At 73.8% G+C, this 17,747-nt stretch carries 7 protein-coding genes; 6 read left to right on the plus strand and 1 reads right to left on the minus strand.

All coding sequences use genetic code 11. The annotated features are described in order from the left end of the window. Positions 1–633 precede the first annotated feature (633 nt). From HYE82_RS21865 to asnB, 5 genes are all read left to right on the plus strand, one after another. Positions 634–4,569, plus strand: coding sequence for a Pls/PosA family non-ribosomal peptide synthetase (locus tag HYE82_RS21865; RefSeq protein ID WP_179175826.1), 3,936 nt, complete (start codon positions 634–636; stop codon positions 4,567–4,569). A gap of 42 nt (positions 4,570–4,611) precedes the next feature. Continuing rightward, entirely contained in the window at positions 4,612–5,991 is a 1,380-nt protein-coding gene (locus tag HYE82_RS21870) for a M1 family metallopeptidase (RefSeq protein ID WP_179175827.1), read from the plus strand. A gap of 273 nt (positions 5,992–6,264) precedes the next feature. Beyond that, positions 6,265–7,020 carry a thioesterase II family protein gene (locus HYE82_RS21875; RefSeq protein WP_179175830.1) on the plus strand — a complete coding sequence of 252 codons (756 nt, stop codon included), beginning with the start codon at positions 6,265–6,267 and terminating at the stop codon, positions 7,018–7,020. 209 nt (positions 7,021–7,229) lie between these two features. Then, positions 7,230–10,103: an AAA family ATPase gene (locus HYE82_RS21880; RefSeq protein ID WP_309144403.1), complete on the plus strand. Its 2,874-nt coding sequence runs from the start codon at positions 7,230–7,232 to the stop codon at positions 10,101–10,103. Positions 10,104–10,458: 355 nt separating this feature from the next. Further along, the gene (gene asnB / locus HYE82_RS21885) at positions 10,459–12,303 is read left to right on the plus strand and encodes an asparagine synthase (glutamine-hydrolyzing) (RefSeq protein WP_179175828.1); all 1,845 of its coding nucleotides are present in this window, start codon (positions 10,459–10,461) and stop codon (positions 12,301–12,303) included. Between the two features lie 86 nt (positions 12,304–12,389). Here asnB and HYE82_RS21890 read toward each other — a convergent pair whose 3' ends face one another. Continuing rightward, positions 12,390–13,514 (minus strand): nucleotide disphospho-sugar-binding domain-containing protein, encoded by a 1,125-nt coding sequence (locus tag HYE82_RS21890; RefSeq protein ID WP_179175829.1) that lies wholly within the window; start codon positions 13,512–13,514, stop codon positions 12,390–12,392. A gap of 299 nt (positions 13,515–13,813) precedes the next feature. Here HYE82_RS21890 and HYE82_RS21895 point away from each other — a divergent pair. Then, positions 13,814–17,747, plus strand: a 3,934-nt coding sequence (locus HYE82_RS21895) for a type I polyketide synthase (protein ID WP_256987522.1), incomplete at its 3' end; no start/stop codon positions are given.

Below are 17,747 nucleotides of genomic sequence, written 5' to 3' on the forward strand. Positions count from 1 at the left end.
GGCGCGTGGGGGCCGGGGAGGGGATTGCCGGGTTCTCGCTCTCGCTGCCGGGCACGTCCATCCTTCTTCCTGTTTGGGTATTTTGTCCGTATGGTCGCGTACGGCAGACCGCAGAGCGGTGAGAACACGCCTGGAAGAGCTCCTTGTCGGCGCATCCTGAAGGGCTGTTCAGGAGCGGGGCGGCGGCGATGGCGCACGCCTGCGCCCAGGCGGTCGAACTCCTCCTCCCGGGCTACGATTCCAGGGCGCGGCGCAGCGTCGCGTCGAAGCGCTCGCGGCCCCGGTCGTCGGCGGCCCCCCCGGCCGGGCACGCCTGCCGGGCCGCCGGGTCGAGGGGCATTTCCGGCCGTCCGCGGTACGCCTCGTCGAACCGTCGGTGCGGTCCGGCGGGATGGGCGCCGTCTGCACGGACGCCGGGTGATGACCCGAGCGTCGTCGTACGCCGGCGAGCCGCGCGGTGGCGACAAGTGGCGACAAGGTGTGCCTGTGTGGCCCCGATGTGCGGCGAAGCACCCTTTCCTTCCCGCAGCTGCTCTAAACTGACGGGCTGTTTGGCGCTGTACCGGAGCAACCCGGGGCGAACCGGGATACACCGACAACCCGGACGTGTCCGGGTGCGAGACGTGAGGGCCGATGGCAGCCACACCCGAGCACGGTGAACTCACTCTGATCGACGACGGCACGCCGCCCCCGGAGCCGGGGCCTGCGGAGCCGGCGAAGTCCGCCCGGTTCCGCGCCGGGCCCGCGGCCCCGCCGCGCACCCTCGTCGACGTCTTCGACGCCTCCGTACGGGCGTATCCCGACGAGCTCGCCCTGGACGACGGCACCGCCCGGCTCACCTACCGGGCGCTGGCCGCCGAGGTCGAGGGTCGGCGGCGCGCCCTCGCGGCCGCCGGGATCGGCCTCGGCGACCGGGTCGGCGTACGGGTGCCGTCCGGCACCAACGAGCTGTACGCGGCGATCCTCGCGGTGCTCGCCGCCGGAGCCGCCTACGTGCCGGTGGACGCCGAGGACCCCGACGAGCGTGCCGCGCTGGTCTTCGCCGAGGCCGGGGTCCGGGCCGTGCTCGGCGCCGACCGGCGCATCGACGCCGGTGAGGCCGTCGGCCCCGTACGGGACGGGGCGGCTCCCGCCGGGCGGCCCGGGCCGGAGCACGACGCGTGGATCATCTTCACCTCGGGATCCACCGGCAAGCCCAAGGGCGTCGCCGTCACCCACCGCAGCGCGGCCGCGTTCGTGGACGCAGAGGCCGCACTGTTCCTCGCCGACGAGCCGATCGGACCCGGTGACCGGGTCATGGCCGGGCTGTCCGTCGCCTTCGACGCCTCCTGCGAGGAGATGTGGCTGGCCTGGCGCCACGGCGCCTGCCTCGTACCGGTACCCCGCTCCCGGGTGCGCAGCGGCGCCGACCTCGGCCCCTGGCTGGCGGAACAGGAGATCACCGTCGTCTCCACCGTGCCGACCCTCGCCGGGCTCTGGGAGCCCGACACGCTCAACGAGGTCCGGCTGCTGGTCTTCGGCGGCGAGGCCTGCCCGCCCGAGCTGGGCCGGCGCCTGGTCACGGAGGGCCGTGAGGTCTGGAACACGTACGGACCCACCGAGGCGACCGTCGTCGCCTGCGCCTCGCTGCTGACCGGCGGGGAACCGGTCCGGATCGGCCTCCCGCTGAACGGCTGGGAACTGGCCGTCGTCGACGAGTCCGGCGAGCCCGTGCCGATGGGCGGCAGCGGCGAGCTCGTCATCGGCGGCGTGGGCCTGGCCCGCTACCTCGACCCGGCCAAGGACCGGGAGAAGTACGCCCCGCTCGACGCCCTCGGCTGGCCGCGCGCCTACCGCAGCGGCGACCTCGTCCGCGCGGAACCGGAGGGCCTGGTCTTCCTCGGCCGCGCCGACGACCAGGTCAAGCTCGGCGGCCGCCGCATCGAACTGGGCGAGGTGGACGCTGCCCTGCAGGCCCTGCCCGGCGTGTCCGCCGCGGCCGCCGCCGTCCGCACCGCGCGCGGCGGCACACAGCTGCTGGTCGGCTACCTCGTCACCCAGGACGGCTGGGACCGGGCAGCGGCCGTCGAGCGGCTGCGGGCCGCACTGCCCGCCGCCCTCGTACCGCTGCTGGCGGCGGTCGGCGAACTGCCCACCCGCACCTCCGGCAAGGTCGACCGGGACGCGCTGCCCTGGCCCCTGCCCGGACAGGAGAGCGCCGCCGGCCCCGCCGAGCAACTGCACGGCACCGAGGCCTGGCTGGCCGAACAGTGGCACGAGACCCTCGGCGTCCCCGTGACCGGCGCAGACGACGATTTCTTCGCGAGCGGCGGCGGCAGCCTCGCGGCCGCCAGGCTCACCACCCGACTGCGCACCCGCTTCCCGGGCGCCGCCGTCCTCGACATCTACCAGCAGCCCACCCTGCGCAAACTCGCCCGGCGGCTGGACAGGTCCGCTCAGGACGACGCCGCGGCCCGGCCCGTCGCCCCCGTTCCGGCCCGCGCCCAGGCGGCGCAGTGCCTCCTGCTGCTGCCGCTGGCCACCCTGGCCGGCCTGCGCTGGACGGTGGCGCTGCTCGCCCTGGGCAACGTCCTGCACGGGCTCGGGGCCTACCCGTGGGCGCCGACCGCCCCGTGGTGGCTCGTCGGCGCCGGCGCGGCCCTGCTCTTCAGCCCCCCGGGCCGGCTGGCGATCGCCGCAGGCGGCGCCCGGCTGCTGCTGCGCGGGGTGCAGCCGGGACACCACCCGCGCGGCGGGAGCGTGCACCTGCGGCTGTGGACGGCCGAGCGGCTCGCCGAGTACGCCGGTGCCACCTCGCTCACCGGCTCCTGGCTCGAACGCTACGCCCGCGCCCTCGGCGCCAGGGTCGGCCGCGACGTCGACCTGCACTCCCTGCCCCCGGTCACGGGCCTGCTCAAACTGGGCCGGGGCTGCGCCGTCGAGTCCGAGGTCGACCTCTGCGGGCACTGGCTGGACGGGGACCGGCTGGTCATCGGCCCGGTCAAGGTCGGCGCGGGAGCGGTCGTCGGCACCCGCAGCGTCCTCTTCCCCGGAGCGCGGGTCGGCAAGCGGGCCGAGGTGGCCCCCGGCTCCGCGGTGACCGGGCAGATCCCCACCGGCCAGCGCTGGGCCGGGGCGCCCGCGGTCAAGGTGGGCCGGGCCAAACACAACTGGCCCCGGGAACGCCCGCCCCGGTCGGTCCACTGGCGTGCCATGTACGGGGCGACCGGATTCGGCCTGACGCTCCTGCCGGCGGCCGCCGCCGTGCCCGCCCTGCTCGTGGCCGGCCTCTTCGTGCCCGCCGACGCCGGACTCGGCGAGGCACTGCGCGGAGCACTGGTCGCCGCCCCGCCGGGTGCTCTCGCCTTCGGATGCGCGTACGCCCTCCTCGTGCTGGTCTCCGTACGCCTGCTCAGCATCGGGCTGCGTGCCGGAAGCCATCCGACGCACAGCCGGGTCGCCTGGCAGGCCTGGACCGTCACCCAGCTGATGGACCTCTCCCGGGGGACGCTCTTCCCGCTGTACGCCGCCCTGATCACACCGGTGTGGCTGCGGCTGCTCGGCATGAAGGTCGGCCGCGGGGCGGAGGTGTCCACCGTGCTCGCCCTGCCGAGCCTCACCACCGTGGGGGACGGCGCGTTCCTCGCCGACGACACCCTGACCGCGCCGTGCGAGCTGGGCGGCGGATGGGTGCGGATCGGCCGCTCCGAGATCGGCCGCCGGGCCTTCCTCGGCAACTCCGGGATGACCGCCCCGGGCCGCACCGTGCCGGACGACGGGCTGGTCGGTGTCCTGTCCGCCACCCCGAAGAAGGCCAAGAAGGGCAGCTCCTACCTGGGCCTGCCGCCCGTCCGGCTGCCGCGGTCCGCCGCCGACGCCGACCTGGCCCGGACGTACGAGCCGCCCGCGCGGCTGCTGTGGGCCCGCGGCGCGGTGGAGCTGTGCCGGCTCCTCCCGGTGTTCTGCTCGGCGGCGCTGGCCGTCCTCGCCGCGGCGGCGCTCAGCGCGGCGGCCACGGCCGACGGCCCGGGCATCGGGGGTGCGGCGCTGCTCTCCGGGGTGGTCCTGCTCGCCGCGGGCGGGGCCGCGTGCGCCGTCGCCGTCGCCGCGAAGTGGCTGCTGGTGGGACGCCACCGGCCGGGGGAGCACCCGTTGTGGAGCGGATTGGTGTGGCGGGGCGAGCTGGCGGACACCTTCGTCGAGGTCCTGGCCGTGCCGTGGCTGGCCGGATCGCTCTCCGGCACACCGCTGCTCGTGCTGTGGCTGCGCGGCCTCGGGGCCCGCATCGGCCGGGGCGTGTGGTGCGAGAGCCACTGGCTTCCCGAGACGGACCTGGTCGTGCTGGGTGACGCCGTCAGCGTGAACCGCGGCTGCGTCCTGCAGACGCACCTCTTCCACGACCGGATCCTGCGGACGGATACTGTGATCCTCCGTGAGGGCGCCACCGTGGGCCCGGGCGGAATCGTCCTGCCGGGGAGCACGCTGGGGGCGCGCAGCACTCTCGGCCCGGCCTCCCTCGTGATGGCCGGGGAGTCCGTCCCCGCCGACTCCCGCTGGCTGGGCAATCCGATCGAGGCGTGGCGGCCGTGACCGGCCGCCGCGGGCACCGGGCGGCAGGGAGCGGAAGCGTCAGTGAACGGCCAGCAGACAGCGGGATCCGACCCCTACTTCCCGGACAACGGCGACCCCCGCTACCGCGTGCACCGGTACGAACTCGCCGTGGAGTACCGTCCCGGCCCCAACCGGCTCGCCGGAACGGCCCGGATCGGCGCGATCGCCGGGCGGGCGCCGCTCACCGAGTTCCACCTCAACCTGGCCGGGTTCCGGCTCGGCCGCGTCCTCGTCGACGGCCGGGTCCCGCACTACACCCACCGCGGCGGCAGGCTGCGGATCCGGCCGGCCAAGCCGCTGCACGCCGGGGCCGCGTTCACCGTGGAGGTGCACTGGTCGGGCAACCCGAGGCCGGTGCGCAGCCCCTGGGGCGGCATCGGCTGGGAGGAGCTGACCGACGGCGCGCTGGTGGCCAGCCAGCCGGTCGGCGCGCCCTCCTGGTACCCGTGCAACGACCGGCCCGCCGACAAGGCCGCGTACCAGATCTCGGTCAACACGCCGTCCGCGTACACGGTGGTGGCCGGCGGCCGGCTCCTGACCCGCACCACCAAGGCCAGCACCACCACCTGGGTGTACGAGCAGCCCGCGCCCACCTCCAGCTACCTGGTCGGCCTGGCCATCGGCACGTACCAGATGGTGCTGCTCGGCGACCCCGGCCTCGGGGGAGTCCCGCAGACCGCGCACGTGCCGCCGCACCTGCTGTCGCGGTTCTCCCGGGACTTCGCCCGGCAGCCGGCCATGATGCGGCTGTTCGAGGACCTGTTCGGCCCGTACCCGTTCGGTGAGTACACGGTCGTCATCGCCGACGAGGAACTGGACGTCCCGGTGGAAGCCCAGGGCCTCTCCCTGTTCGGCACCAACCACGTGGACGGCGTACGGGGTTCGGAGCGCCTCGTCGCCCACGAGCTCGCGCACCAGTGGTTCGGCAACAGCGTGACCATCGCCGACTGGCGGCACATCTGGCTCAACGAGGGCCTCGCGAAGTACGCCGAATGGCTCTGGTCCGAGCACTCCGGCGGACGCTCCGCCCACACGCTGGCGGCCGCGGCACACCGGCTGCTGGCCTCGAAGCCGCAGGACCTGCGGCTGGCCGACCCGGGCCGGAAGCTGATGTTCGACGACCGGCTGTACGAGCGCGGCGGACTCGCCGTCCACGCGGTCCGCTGCACCCTGGGCGACGCCGCGTTCTTCCCCATGCTGCGCGACTGGGCGGCCGTGCACCGCCACGGCGTGGTCACCACCGCCGCGTTCACCGGCCACGTCGCCCGGCATGCGGCCCACCCGGTGGACGAACTGCTCGCGGCCTGGCTGTTCGAGCCGGCCCTCCCCGCGTTCCCCGCGGCGCCGCCCGCGCCGGCGGCACCGGCGGCACCGGCGCCACCGCGCAAAGGGAAGCGCTGATACCGGCCGGGTGGCCGAAACGCGCTCTTGCGGCGCGGAGCTGCCGGTATGACCTCGGACATCCGGCCGGAAAATGTTCCGTACGACGGGCGGGGAAGGTGCATTTCCGGCCGCTGTAGGGGTCTGATCTAGGGGTACTGGCGGCATTGCCGCTCTGCTAGACATGGATCAACGGAACGCGTGTGCGGAAGCAGCGGAAATGCTCGGATCGCGTGATCGAACGTGCGTGCTGCATCCGGACCGGAAAAACGGAGTTTCATCCCCTTGACCGACATGCAGAATGCCGACGGCTGGATCCGCCGCTATCACGCCGCGGACCACAGTCCGATCCGCCTGGTCTGCCTGCCGCACGCCGGCGGATCTGCCTCTTTCTACTTCCCCGTCTCCCGGGCGCTCTCCCCCGCGGTGGACGTCCTGTCCGTGCAGTACCCCGGACGGCAGGACCGCCGGCACGAGCCCGGGTTCACCGACATCGGCGCCTACGCCGACGCCCTGACCAGCGCCCTTCTGCCCTGGCTGGACCGGCCGACGGCCCTGTTCGGCCACAGCATGGGAGCGGTCCTCGCCTTCGAGGTCACCCGCCGCCTGGAGCGCGACCACGGCATCACCCCCGTGCGCATCTTCGCCTCGGGCCGGCGCTCGCCGTCGAGTTTCCGCCACGAAACCGTTCACCTGCGCGATGACGACGGCATCGTGGCCGAAATGCGGGAACTCAGCGGAACCGACGCCGCGATTCTCGGCAACGAGGAGATCCTCCGCATGGTGCTCCCCGCCATTCGGAGCGACTACACCGCCATCGAGAACTACCGCGCCGCCGCCGCCGACACCGTGAAGGCCCCGATCACCGTACTGACCGGCGAGTCCGACCCCCGGACCAGCCGCGAGGAAGCGGACGCCTGGGAAGGCCACACCCTCGGCGGATTCGACATCCACCGTCTCCCCGGCGGCCACTTCTTCCTCGCCGGCCAACAGGAACGGATCCTGGAGATCATTTCAGAGGGACTCGCGGCGGCCACCCGGAAGGGATGAGCCGCAACCCGGGCCGGCCGCATGACCGACGGCCGCCCCGGGCGAACGGACGAGGCGGGTTCCACGGCCGGGACGGACGGTCCTCCGCACCGGAAGACAGGAGCCACGGCAGCACCCGCCTCGTACCCGCCCCGCCGACCCGGCGGGCCACGAGGAGGCGCGACGCAGTGCAGTGCAGGACAGGTACACACAGTCCGGGGGAAAGGGACGTGCAGGTGGCAAGGCTGGTCGAGCGCGACAAGCAGTGGGAGACGCTGAACGACCTGCTCGGCAGCGCCCGGCGGGGCCGCGGACGCGTCGCTGTGATCAGCGGTCCCACCGCCGCCGGGAAGACGGCCCTGCTGGAACACTTCACCGAACAGGCCATCGCCGAAGGCACGCTGGTCCTGGAAGCCGCCGGCTCCCGGCCCGAGCGGCACGTCCCCTTCGGCATCCTGCGCCGCATCCTCGACAGCGCCGCACCGCTGGACCCCGCCGTCCACGCCGAGGCCACCGCCCTGCTCGACGCCGTGGCCGCCCCGATCGGCGACGCCGACGACACCACCGGCGGCGTCGAGGCCGGAATGCGCGTCCTGCCGCACGTCTGCGCCCTGCTCCTGAGGATCGCCCGGGACCGCACCGTCGTCATCGCCGTCGACGACGTCCACCACGGCGACGAACTCTCCCGCGCCTTCCTGCTGTGCCTGGCACGGCGGGTCAGGCAGGCGGGCGTACTGATCGTCCTGACCGAGGCCGTACGCCTGCTGCCCGCCCAGCTGGCCTTCCACGCCGAACTGCGGCGCCAGCCCAACTGCACCAGCGTCCGGCTGCCCCTGCTCAGCACCGCCGGCACCACCCGCATCCTCGCCGGCCACTTCGCCACCGCCGCCGCCCAGCGGCTGTCCGCCGACTGCCACGAGGCGACCGGCGGCAACCCGGCCCTCGTCAACGCCCTGCTGGAAGACGGCCTGGCGGCCCTCGGCGAGAGCGAGCCCTTCCAGCCGCTGGCCCCCGCCGAGAACTTCGAGCGCGCCGTGCTGGACTGCCTCCACCGCGGCGACGCCGAGATCCCGGCCGTCGCCCGCGGCATCGCCGTCCTCGGCACAGCCCACTCGCCCGCCCTGCTCAGCCGCATCACCGACATCCACATCAAGACCGTCGAACTGGCCGTACAGGACCTGGACCGCTGCGGGATCCTCGACGGCGGCGCCTTCCGCACGGCCGCGACCCGCGCAGCCGTCCTCGCGGCGACCCCGCCCGGCGAACTCTCCGCCCTCCACCGGCGCGCCGCACGGCTCCTGCACCAGGACGGCGCACCCGCCCTCGACGTGGCCCGCCACCTCCTCGCCACCCGCAAACCGGCGGACGACTGGGCCATCCCCGTCCTCCAGGAGGCCGCCGAGTACGCCCTCGTCGAGGACGACCCCGAACTCGCCCTGCGCTGCGGGGAACTCGCCGTCGACTCCTGCCCCGAAGGCCCCCGGCGCACCGCCCTGAAGTCGCGCCTGGTGAGCATCGTCTGGCGCAGCAGCCCCGTCGCCGCCGAAGGCCATCTGCGGCAGCTGTCCCGCGAGTTCTGCGCGGGCCGGCTCACCGACCGCGACCTCCTCCACGCCGTGAGCTGCCTCGCCTGGATGGGCGAGGCCCGGCAGGCCGGCGAGGAGGTACGCCGCCTCCAGGCCGCCGCCGAGGAGGCACGGGACGCCGGACAGCCCCTCACGTACGATCCAGAGACCCTCGCCGCCGCCCAGAGCTGGCTCTCCGTGGTCAGCCCCCCGGTCCTCGACGCGTTCCCCGCCACCGGCCTGCAGAACGCCACCAGGCCCGGAGCCCCGCGCACGGGGCCGGCCCGCACCCCCGCCCCGTACGAGATGCCCGACGACGCCCACCTCCCGGCCGTCGAGGCGCTGCGGACCGCCCTGCGCGGCGGCCACGGCGAAGCGGCCGTCGCCGAGGCCACCCGGGTGCTCCAGCGCTACCACCTCAGTGACCGCACCCTCATCCCCCTCGTCCTCGCCGTGCTGGCCCTGGTCTACGCCGGCCGCCTCGACCTCGCCCTCACCTGGACCGACCGCCTCCTCGGCGAATGCTCCGCCCGCAACGCCCCGACCTGGCAAGCGGCCCTCGGCGCGGTCCGCGCCGAGGCAGTCCTCCGGCAGGGCGACCTCCCGGGCGCGGCCGCCCAGGCCCGCCAGGCCATGTCCCTGATATCCGTGCAGTGCTGGGGTGTGGGCATCGCCCTGCCCCTGGCCGTCCTCATCGAGGCCGAGACCCAGATGGGCAACATCGAGGAGGCCATGAACCTGCTCGAACAGCCGGTGCCCGAGACGATGCCGGAAACCCAGATCGGACTGCACTACCTCCGCGCCCGGGGCCGCGCCCACCTCGCGACCGGCCGCTACCACGCAGCCCTGCGCGACTTCCTCACCTGCGGCGAACTCATGCAGAGCTGGGGCATGGACGCTGTCGAACTGGTGCCCTGGCGGCTGGATGCCGCCGAGGCCTGGCTGGCCCTCGGCAACGTGCCGCGCGCCCGGGAGTACGCCGAGCAGCAGAAGCAGCGAGAGGCGGGCGCCGCCGGCACCCGGACCCGCGGAGCCCTGCTGTTCGCCCTCGCCCGCACCAGCGGCGACCTCACGTACCGGCTCAAGAGGCTCACCGAGGCGGTGGACACCCTGGAACAGGGCGAGGACCGCATCCAGCTGGCCCGGGCCCTGGGCGAGCTGGGCAGCGGCTACCGCGCGGCCGGCGACTTCAACCGGGCCCGGATGCTCGTCCGCAAGGCCTGGCACGTCGCGAAGTCCTGCGGGGCACAGCCGCTGTGCCAGGAGTTCACGCCCGGGCAGGGCGACGGCGAGCCCGTCACCGCGGGCCGGGAGGCGGCGGACCCGCTCCGCGAGGCCGAGGTGCTGTCCGAGGCGGAGGCGCGGGTCGCGCTCCTCGCGGCGCGCGGCCACACCAACCGCGAGATCGCCGGCAAGCTGTACGTCACCGTCTCCACCGTCGAGCAGCACCTGACCCGGATCTACCGCAAGCTCCAGGTCAAACGGCGCCGTGACCTGCCTGCCCGGCTCTGGGACCTGAGCCTGCCCGGCATCGCCTGAGCCGCGGCCGGAACGCCACGTACGTCCCCCCAGACCAACCGGCGCACCCTCACGAGACGGAGGGGCGGTCCCCTCACCGCCCCTCCGCCTCTCCCTCCCGCCGCGCGCTCGGTGCGTCCTGCGCCACCTCCGTGTCCGCCGTCGCCACCGCCTCCTGCGCGCCCCCACCCCCGGCCTTGAGGGGCCGATAGGGGATGTGGGCGGACCCCGCCGGAACCTACGGTCGGGCAGGACAGGCGCGCCCGTCGGGCGTCGAGGCCCCGCAGGTGTCCGAACACCGCGGCCCCACGCACGGGGCGAGGGAGCCGCATGCATCGAGCCATCGGGAAGCGCCGCGAAGACCGAGGAGCATCGCATGTGCGGCATCGCCGGCTGGATCGCCTACGAACGCGATCTGGCCCAGGAGACCACCACCCTGGACGACATGGTCCGGACGCTGACGGGACGGGGGCCCGACGCCGGAGGCAGTTGGATCGACGGCCCCGCAGCCCTCGGCCACCGCCGGCTCGCCATCATCGACCTGGAGGGCGGCGTCCAGCCGATGGAGGCCGCCACCCCCGACGGCCGCGTCGCCCTCACCTACAGCGGCGAGGTGTACAACTTCCGGGAACTCCGCGACGAGTTGCGCGGCCGCGGCCACCGCTTCCGGACCTCCAGCGACACCGAGGTCGTCCTCCACGCCTACCTGGAGTGGGGCGAGGCGATGGCGTCCCGCCTCAACGGCATGTACGCCTTCGCCGTATGGGACGGCCGGACGCAGAAGCTGGTCATGGTCCGCGACCGGATGGGCGTCAAGCCGCTCTTCTACCACCGCACCGCGGACGGCGTGCTCTTCGCCTCCGAGCCCAAGGCGATCTTCGCCAACCCGCTGGCCAAGCCCGTGGTCAGCGCCCGCGGCCTGCGCGAGTTCATCGCCTTCAACCGGCCGCCCGGCGAGACCATCTGGGACGACGTCGCCGAGGTGGTACCCGGCACCGTCGTCACCGTCGACCGCGGCGGAATCCGCAGCCACACCTACTGGCGGCTGGAGAGCCGGGAGCACACCGACGACCTCGACACCACGGTCGAGCGGGTCCGCGAGCTCCTCGACGACACCGTCGCCCGGCAGCTCGTCGCCGACGTGCCCACCTGCGTCCTGCTGTCCGGCGGCCTCGACTCCAGCGCCATCACCGGCCTCGCCGCCGCACACCGGGCCGCCGAAGGGCTGCCCCTGCACACCTTCGCCGTCGACTTCACCGGCGAGTCCGCCACCTTCGTGCCGACCGGCGTGCACGGCAGCCGCGACGCCGACTTCGCCACCGCCATGGCCCGCCACGCCGGCTCCGCACACACCGACATCGTGCTCGACCCGACCTCCCTCGCCGACCCCGAGGTACGCCGCCGGGTCGTCATCGCCCGTGACAGCCCCGCCGGCCTCGGCGACATGGACGTCTCCCTGTACCTGCTCTTCCGGGCCATCCGCGAGCGGTCCACCGTCGCCCTGTCCGGCGAGGCCGCCGACGAGGTCTTCGGCGGCTACGGATGGCTGCACAACCCCGCCGTCCAGGAAGGGGACACCTTCCCCTGGATCACCGCCGGCATGATCGGCGCCACCCCCAACACGCAGCCCGCCGAGATGTACAACCTCGACACGCTGATCGCCCTCAACCCGCTGGAAGCCCTCGCCGACCACTACGCGACCGCCGTCGCCGAGGTGGGCCGCATCGACTCCGAGAGCGCCCACGAGCACCGCATGCGCGTGGCGTCGTACCTGCACCTCACCCGCTTCCTGCGGATGATGCTGGACCGCAAGGACCGCATGAGCATGGCCGTCGGCCTGGAGGTCCGCGTGCCCTTCTGCGACCACCGCCTCGTGGAGTACGTCTACAACACGCCCTGGACGATGAAGACGTACGACGGCCGGGAGAAGAGCCTGCTGCGCGGCGCCACCCGGAGCCTGCTGCCGCAGTCCGTGATCGAGCGGGTCAAGAGCCCCTACCCGGTCGTCCAGGACTGGCGTTACGCCGAAGCCCTCCAGCAGCACGCCAAGCAGCTCGTCGGCGAGGACGGGCCCGTCTTCCAGATCGTCAGCCGGGACTGGCTCGCCGAGTCCGTGAAGGCCGCGCCCGAAACCCTCACCGCGGCCGCCCGCAACGGCCTGGAACGGGCCCTGGACACCGCGATCTGGCTCGACGCCTACCGGCCCGAGGTCCGCATGTAGCAGCCGCCCTCCGTGGCAGGCACGGCGCGGGCCGGCGGGGGAGTCCCCCGCCGGCCCGCGCCGTTTCGGCTCCGGCAGCCCGCCGCTCAGCGGCCGGCCAGCTCCTCCAGCCGCGCCACGAGCGACACCGGCGTCGGCATCGCCTCGATCTCGGCCCGCACCTCCCGCGCCACCACGGCCATCTTCTCGTCCGTGATCAGGCGCGTCAGCAGCTCCGCGTCCAGGTCCTCCGCCGAACGGCTCAGGCCCAGGCCCCGGTCCTCCACGCACCGGGCGTTGATCCCCCGGTCCGCGCCGTCGGGCAGCACCAGCTGCGGCACGCCGGCGTTGAGGGCGGCCAGCGTCGTCCCGGCACCCCCGTGGTGCACGGCCGCATCACAGGTCTCCAGCAGCTTCGCCAGCGGCACCCAGCCCACGACCCGCACGTTCTCCGGCAGTTCGCCGAGCTCGGCCGTCTCCACCTCGCCCAGTGCGAGCACGAACTCCGCGTCCACCTGCGGGGCGGCGGCCACCAGCCGCTGCACCGGGCCCAGACCGTTCACGTGCACCGTCGCCGTACCCAGCGTCACACCGATGCGCGGCCGACCGGCCCGCTCGTGCAGCAGCCAATCCGGAAGCACCGCCCCGCTGTTGTACGGGACCGGCCGCATCAGCCAGCCGTCCACCTCAGGCTCCACCATGGTGGGCGGAGCGATGTCGATCGTCGGCACCCGGTCCGGGACGCTCGCCACCCCGTGCCGCGCCATCGTCTCCGACATCAACGCCACGGTCAGCTGGCGCAGCGGAGTCGCCCGCACACAACCGAAGTTGTGCTGCACCGCCGGCACCCCGAGACGGGCCGCCGCGATCAGACCGGCCACGAAGATCTGCTCGTACACGATCAGGTCGGGCCGGAACGCGTCCGCGGTCCGCACGATGCCGTCGGCAAGGGCGTCGTTGAGCCGGGCGAACATTCTCAGCCCGTCCATCGGGTCGATCTCACCCGGCTGCCGCAGCCGGGCTATCAGCTCCCCGCACTCCGTCTGGAGGAACTCCTCCAGGTGGAAACCGGGGGACACGTCGGCCACGTGCAGACCGGCGTTCGCCGCCTCCAGTGCGTCACCCGAGCTGGCGACCAGTACGTCGTGACCGGCCGAACGGAGCGCCCAGGCCAGCGGAATCGTCGGGAACAGATGGCCGATGGCTGGATAGGTGACGAACAGAACGCGCATGAGAACCAATTCCTCTCGGGTGGGTGAACGGATGGAGCCGGGTATTCCACCCGGCAGCGGGATGCTGCGGAAGGCCGGGTCGATGTCCGGTCATTCCGGTGGCAAGAACCATCCGAATCCTTGCAATCGCCCTTACTGAGGCGGCATCATGAGCCAGTCTCGCCCGCAGAGTCAAGGCGTAATACGCCGTTCTCCGGCTAGGGGTCCGTAGGGGGATTGTTAGGGGTTTCTGCCGCCCCTCTCCCGTGTCAGGGTCTCCCCAGTATTGGAGTTCTCTGTACGGAGTGGTGGAGCGCGCGATGTCGAACGAGTCCCAGGATTTCGCACCCGAGATCGGCGGCTCCTCCGAGGCCGACGGGACTCCGCCCGGACCCCAGGCCGCAGCAGGGGCCGCCCAGGCAGGGGCCGAGGACGGCCCGCAGGGAACCGGCAGCGCCGACAGCCCGGAGACGGCACGGGCACAGTGGCGCGAGCGCCTGGCCGGCCTGACCGAGGGCGAACAGCGCAGGGAGCTGCTCGACTGGGTGTCCTCCCTGGTCACCGCCACCCTGCGGGACGCCGCCCCGACCACGCTCGACCCCGGCCGCTCGTTCCTCGACCTCGGCTTCGACTCGCTCGCCGCCGTCGACCTGCACGCCCGGCTCGTCGCCGGAACCGGTCTGCGCCTCCCCGTCACCCTCGCCTTCGACCACCCCACCCCCGCCCACCTCGCCGACCGCGTCCACGCCCTCCTCCTGGGCCGGACCTCCCCCGCCGAGGCACCCGTCACCCGCGCCGTCAACAGCGACGAACCGATCGCCATCGTCGGAATGGGCTGCCGATTCCCCGGCGACGTGCATTCCCCCGAGGAACTCTGGGACCTCGTCGCCTCCGGCACCGACGCCATATCGGAATTCCCCACCGGCCGCGGCTGGAACCTCGACTCGTTGTACGACCCCGACCCCGACCGGTCCGGCACCACCTACACCCGTGAGGGCGGATTCCTCCACGACGCCGACCAATTCGACGCGGCATTCTTCGGGATTTCCCCGCGCGAGGCCCTGGCGATGGACCCGCAGCAGCGCATCCTGCTGGAAACCTCCTGGGAGGCATTCGACCGGGCCGGCCTCGACCCCGCCGGACTCCGCGGCGGCCAGGTCGGCGTGTTCGTCGGTGCCGAAACCCAGGAATACGGTCCCCGGCTCGAGGACGCCGCCGACGGCTTCGAGGGCTACCTCGTCACCGGCAACGCCGCGAGCGTCGCCTCCGGCCGCATCGCCTACACCTTCGGCTTCGAAGGCCCCACCGTCACCGTCGACACCGCCTGCTCCTCCTCGCTCGCCGCCCTGCACCTCGCCGTCCAGGCGCTGCGCAACGGCGAATGCTCCCTGGCACTCGCCGGCGGCGCCGCCGTCATGGCCAGCCCCGGCTCGTTCCTCTCCTTCAGCCGCCAGCGCGGCCTCGCCGCCGACGGCCGCTGCAAGCCCTTCGCGGCCGCCGCCGACGGCACCGCCTGGGGCGAAGGCGTCGGCATGCTCCTCGTGGAGCGCCTCTCCGACGCCCGCGCCAACGGCCACCGCGTCCTGGCCCTCGTCCGCGGCACCGCCCTCAACCAGGACGGCGCCAGCAACGGCCTCACCGCGCCCAGCGGCCCCGCCCAGCAGCGCGTCATCCGCCAGGCCCTGGCCAACGCGGGCCTGGCGGCCGCCGACGTGGACGCCGTCGAGGCACACGGCACGGGCACCCGGCTGGGCGACCCGATCGAGGCGCAGGCCCTGCTCGCCACGTACGGCCAGGACCGCCCGGCGGAGCGGCCGCTCCGACTGGGCTCCCTCAAGTCGAACATCGGGCACACCCAGGCCGCGGCCGGCGTCGCCGGCATCATCAAGATGGTCATGGCCATGCGGCACGGAGTCCTCCCGCGGACCCTCCACGTCGACGCACCGACCCCGCACGTCGACTGGGAAGCCGGCGCCGTCTCCCTCCTGACCGACGCCGCCGACTGGCCGGCGGCCGACGCCCCGCGCCGGGCGGGCATCTCCTCGTTCGGCATGAGCGGCACCAACGTCCACGCCATCATCGAGGAGCCGCCGGCCGAGGAGCCTGCGCACGAAGACACCGCGGACCGGCTGACCGGGCAGGCACCTGCGGCGGCTCCCGGCCACAGCACGGCACCGCTGCCCTGGGCCCTGTCCGCCAAGACCCCCGAAGCCCTGCGCGCCGCCGCCCGACGCCTCGGCGACTGGATCGACACCCGCCCGGACGCGACCCCGTACGACATCGGCCACTCCCTCGCCACGACCCGCAGCCGCTTCGAACACCGCGCCGTCGTCCTCGGCGACGATCCCACCGCCCTCCGGCAGGCGCTGAACGCCCTCGCCGACGGCACCGACACCCCCGCCGCCGTCCACGGCGAACCCGCCGCGGGACGTACCGCCGTCCTGTTCACCGGCCAGGGCAGCCAGCGCCTGGGCATGGGCCGCGAACTCTACGACACCTACTCCGTGTTCGCCGACGCCCTCGACGACGCCTGCTGGTACCTCGACGAGCAGCTCGAACACCCGCTGCTCGACGTCCTCTTCGCCGAGGAGGACACCCCCGAGGCCGCCCTCCTCCACCGGACGGCCTACACCCAGCCCGCGCTGTTCGCGGTCGAGGTGGCCCTGTACCGGCTCGTCGAGTCCTGGGGCCTGAAGCCGGCCTTCGTCGCCGGCCACTCCGTCGGCGAGATCGCCGCCGCCCACGTGGCCGGGGTCCTCTCCCTCGAAGACGCGTGTGCGCTCGTCGCCGCCCGCGGCCGCCTCATGCAGGCCCTGCCCACCGGCGGGGCCATGATCGCGGTGCAGGCATCGGAGGACGAGGTCCTGCCGCTGGTCGGCGTCGGCGCGGGCGACCGGGTGAGCATCGCCGCCGTCAACGGCCCGCAGTCGGTCGTCGTCGCCGGCGACGAGGACGCGGCGCTCGCCGTCGCCGCAGCCTTCGAGGCGCAGGGCCGCAAGACCAAGCGGCTCACCGTCAGCCACGCCTTCCACTCGCCGCACATGGACGGGATGCTGGACGACTTCCGCCGACTGGCCCAGGTCCTGGACTACCGCACTCCCACCCTTCCCGTCGTCTCCCTCCTCACCGGCACCGCCGCCGCCGACCTGACCGACCCCGAGCACTGGGTCCGGCACGTCCGCGACGCCGTCCGCTTCCTCGACGGCGTACGCACCCTCCACGCGCGCGGCGCCGACTCCTTCCTGGAACTCGGCCCCGACCCCGTCCTCACGGCCATGGCACAGGACTGCCTCGACGCCGCCACCGACCCGCAGGACACGACGACCGCGAGTCCGCTCCCCGCCTTCGCCGCCGCCCTGCGCGCCGGCCGCCCCGAGACAGCCACCCTCCTCGACGCCGTCGCCCGCATGTTCGTCCGCGGTACGGACGTGGACTGGGCCGCCTGCTACGCCGGTACGGGCGCGGAGCGCGTGGAGCTGCCGACGTACCCCTTCCAGCGGCAGCGCTACTGGATGGACGCGCGCACCTCCGCCGCCGATGCGGCCCCCGCCCCCGAGCAGGGGACAGCTCCGGCCGACAACGCCTTCTGGGACGCGGTCGAGCACCAGGACGTGGCCGCGCTCGCCGCCGCGCTCGAGCTGGACGCGGACGGCGAACAGCCGCTGAGCGAGGTGGTCCCCGCCCTGTCGGCGTGGCGCCGCCGGATCCGGACCCAGTCCGAGGTGGACGGCTGGCGCTACCGCGTGTCGTGGAAGCCGCTGTCCGATGTCACCACCGGCGGTGTCCGGCTCTCGGGGACGTGGATCGTCGTCGCCCCCGAGGCCTGCGCCGACGATGCCCTGGTCGGCTCCGTGGTGGGTGCGCTGGCGGGGCGTGGTGCCGAGGTGCGCCGGGTCGTGGTTGCGGCGGGTACGGGCCGGGCTGCGCTGGCCGGGTTGCTGTCGGAGGCCGGTGCTGTGGCTGCTGCGGGTGTCGTCTCGCTGCTGGCGCTGGACGAGGCTGCGGGTGTGGTCCCGGCTGCTGTGCTGGTGCAGGCGTTGGGTGATGCCGGGGTGGGGGCGCCGTTGTGGTGCCTGACCCGGGGTGCGGTGTCCGTGGGTCGTTCGGACCGGCTGGTGTCGGCGGTCCAGGCTCAGGTGTGGGGTCTGGGCCGGGTGGCTGCGCTGGAGCTGCCCGGGCGTTGGGGCGGTCTGGTGGACCTGCCCGAGGTGTGGGACGGGCGGGCCATGGGCCGGCTGGTCGGTGTACTGGCCG

It is taken from the genome of Streptomyces sp. BR123 (assembly GCF_013401435.1).
GTDB lineage: Bacteria > Actinomycetota > Actinomycetes > Streptomycetales > Streptomycetaceae > Streptomyces.

Coding starts and splice junctions, on each gene's coding strand:
- asnB (WP_179175828.1), top strand. CDS start 10,459: ATGTGCGGCATCGCCGGCTGGATCGCCTACGAACGCGATCTGGCCCAG.
- HYE82_RS21865 (WP_179175826.1), top strand. CDS start 634: ATGGCAGCCACACCCGAGCACGGTGAACTCACTCTGATCGACGACGGC.
- HYE82_RS21875 (WP_179175830.1), top strand. CDS start 6,265: ATGCAGAATGCCGACGGCTGGATCCGCCGCTATCACGCCGCGGACCAC.
- HYE82_RS21890 (WP_179175829.1), bottom strand. CDS start 13,514: ATGCGCGTTCTGTTCGTCACCTATCCAGCCATCGGCCATCTGTTCCCG.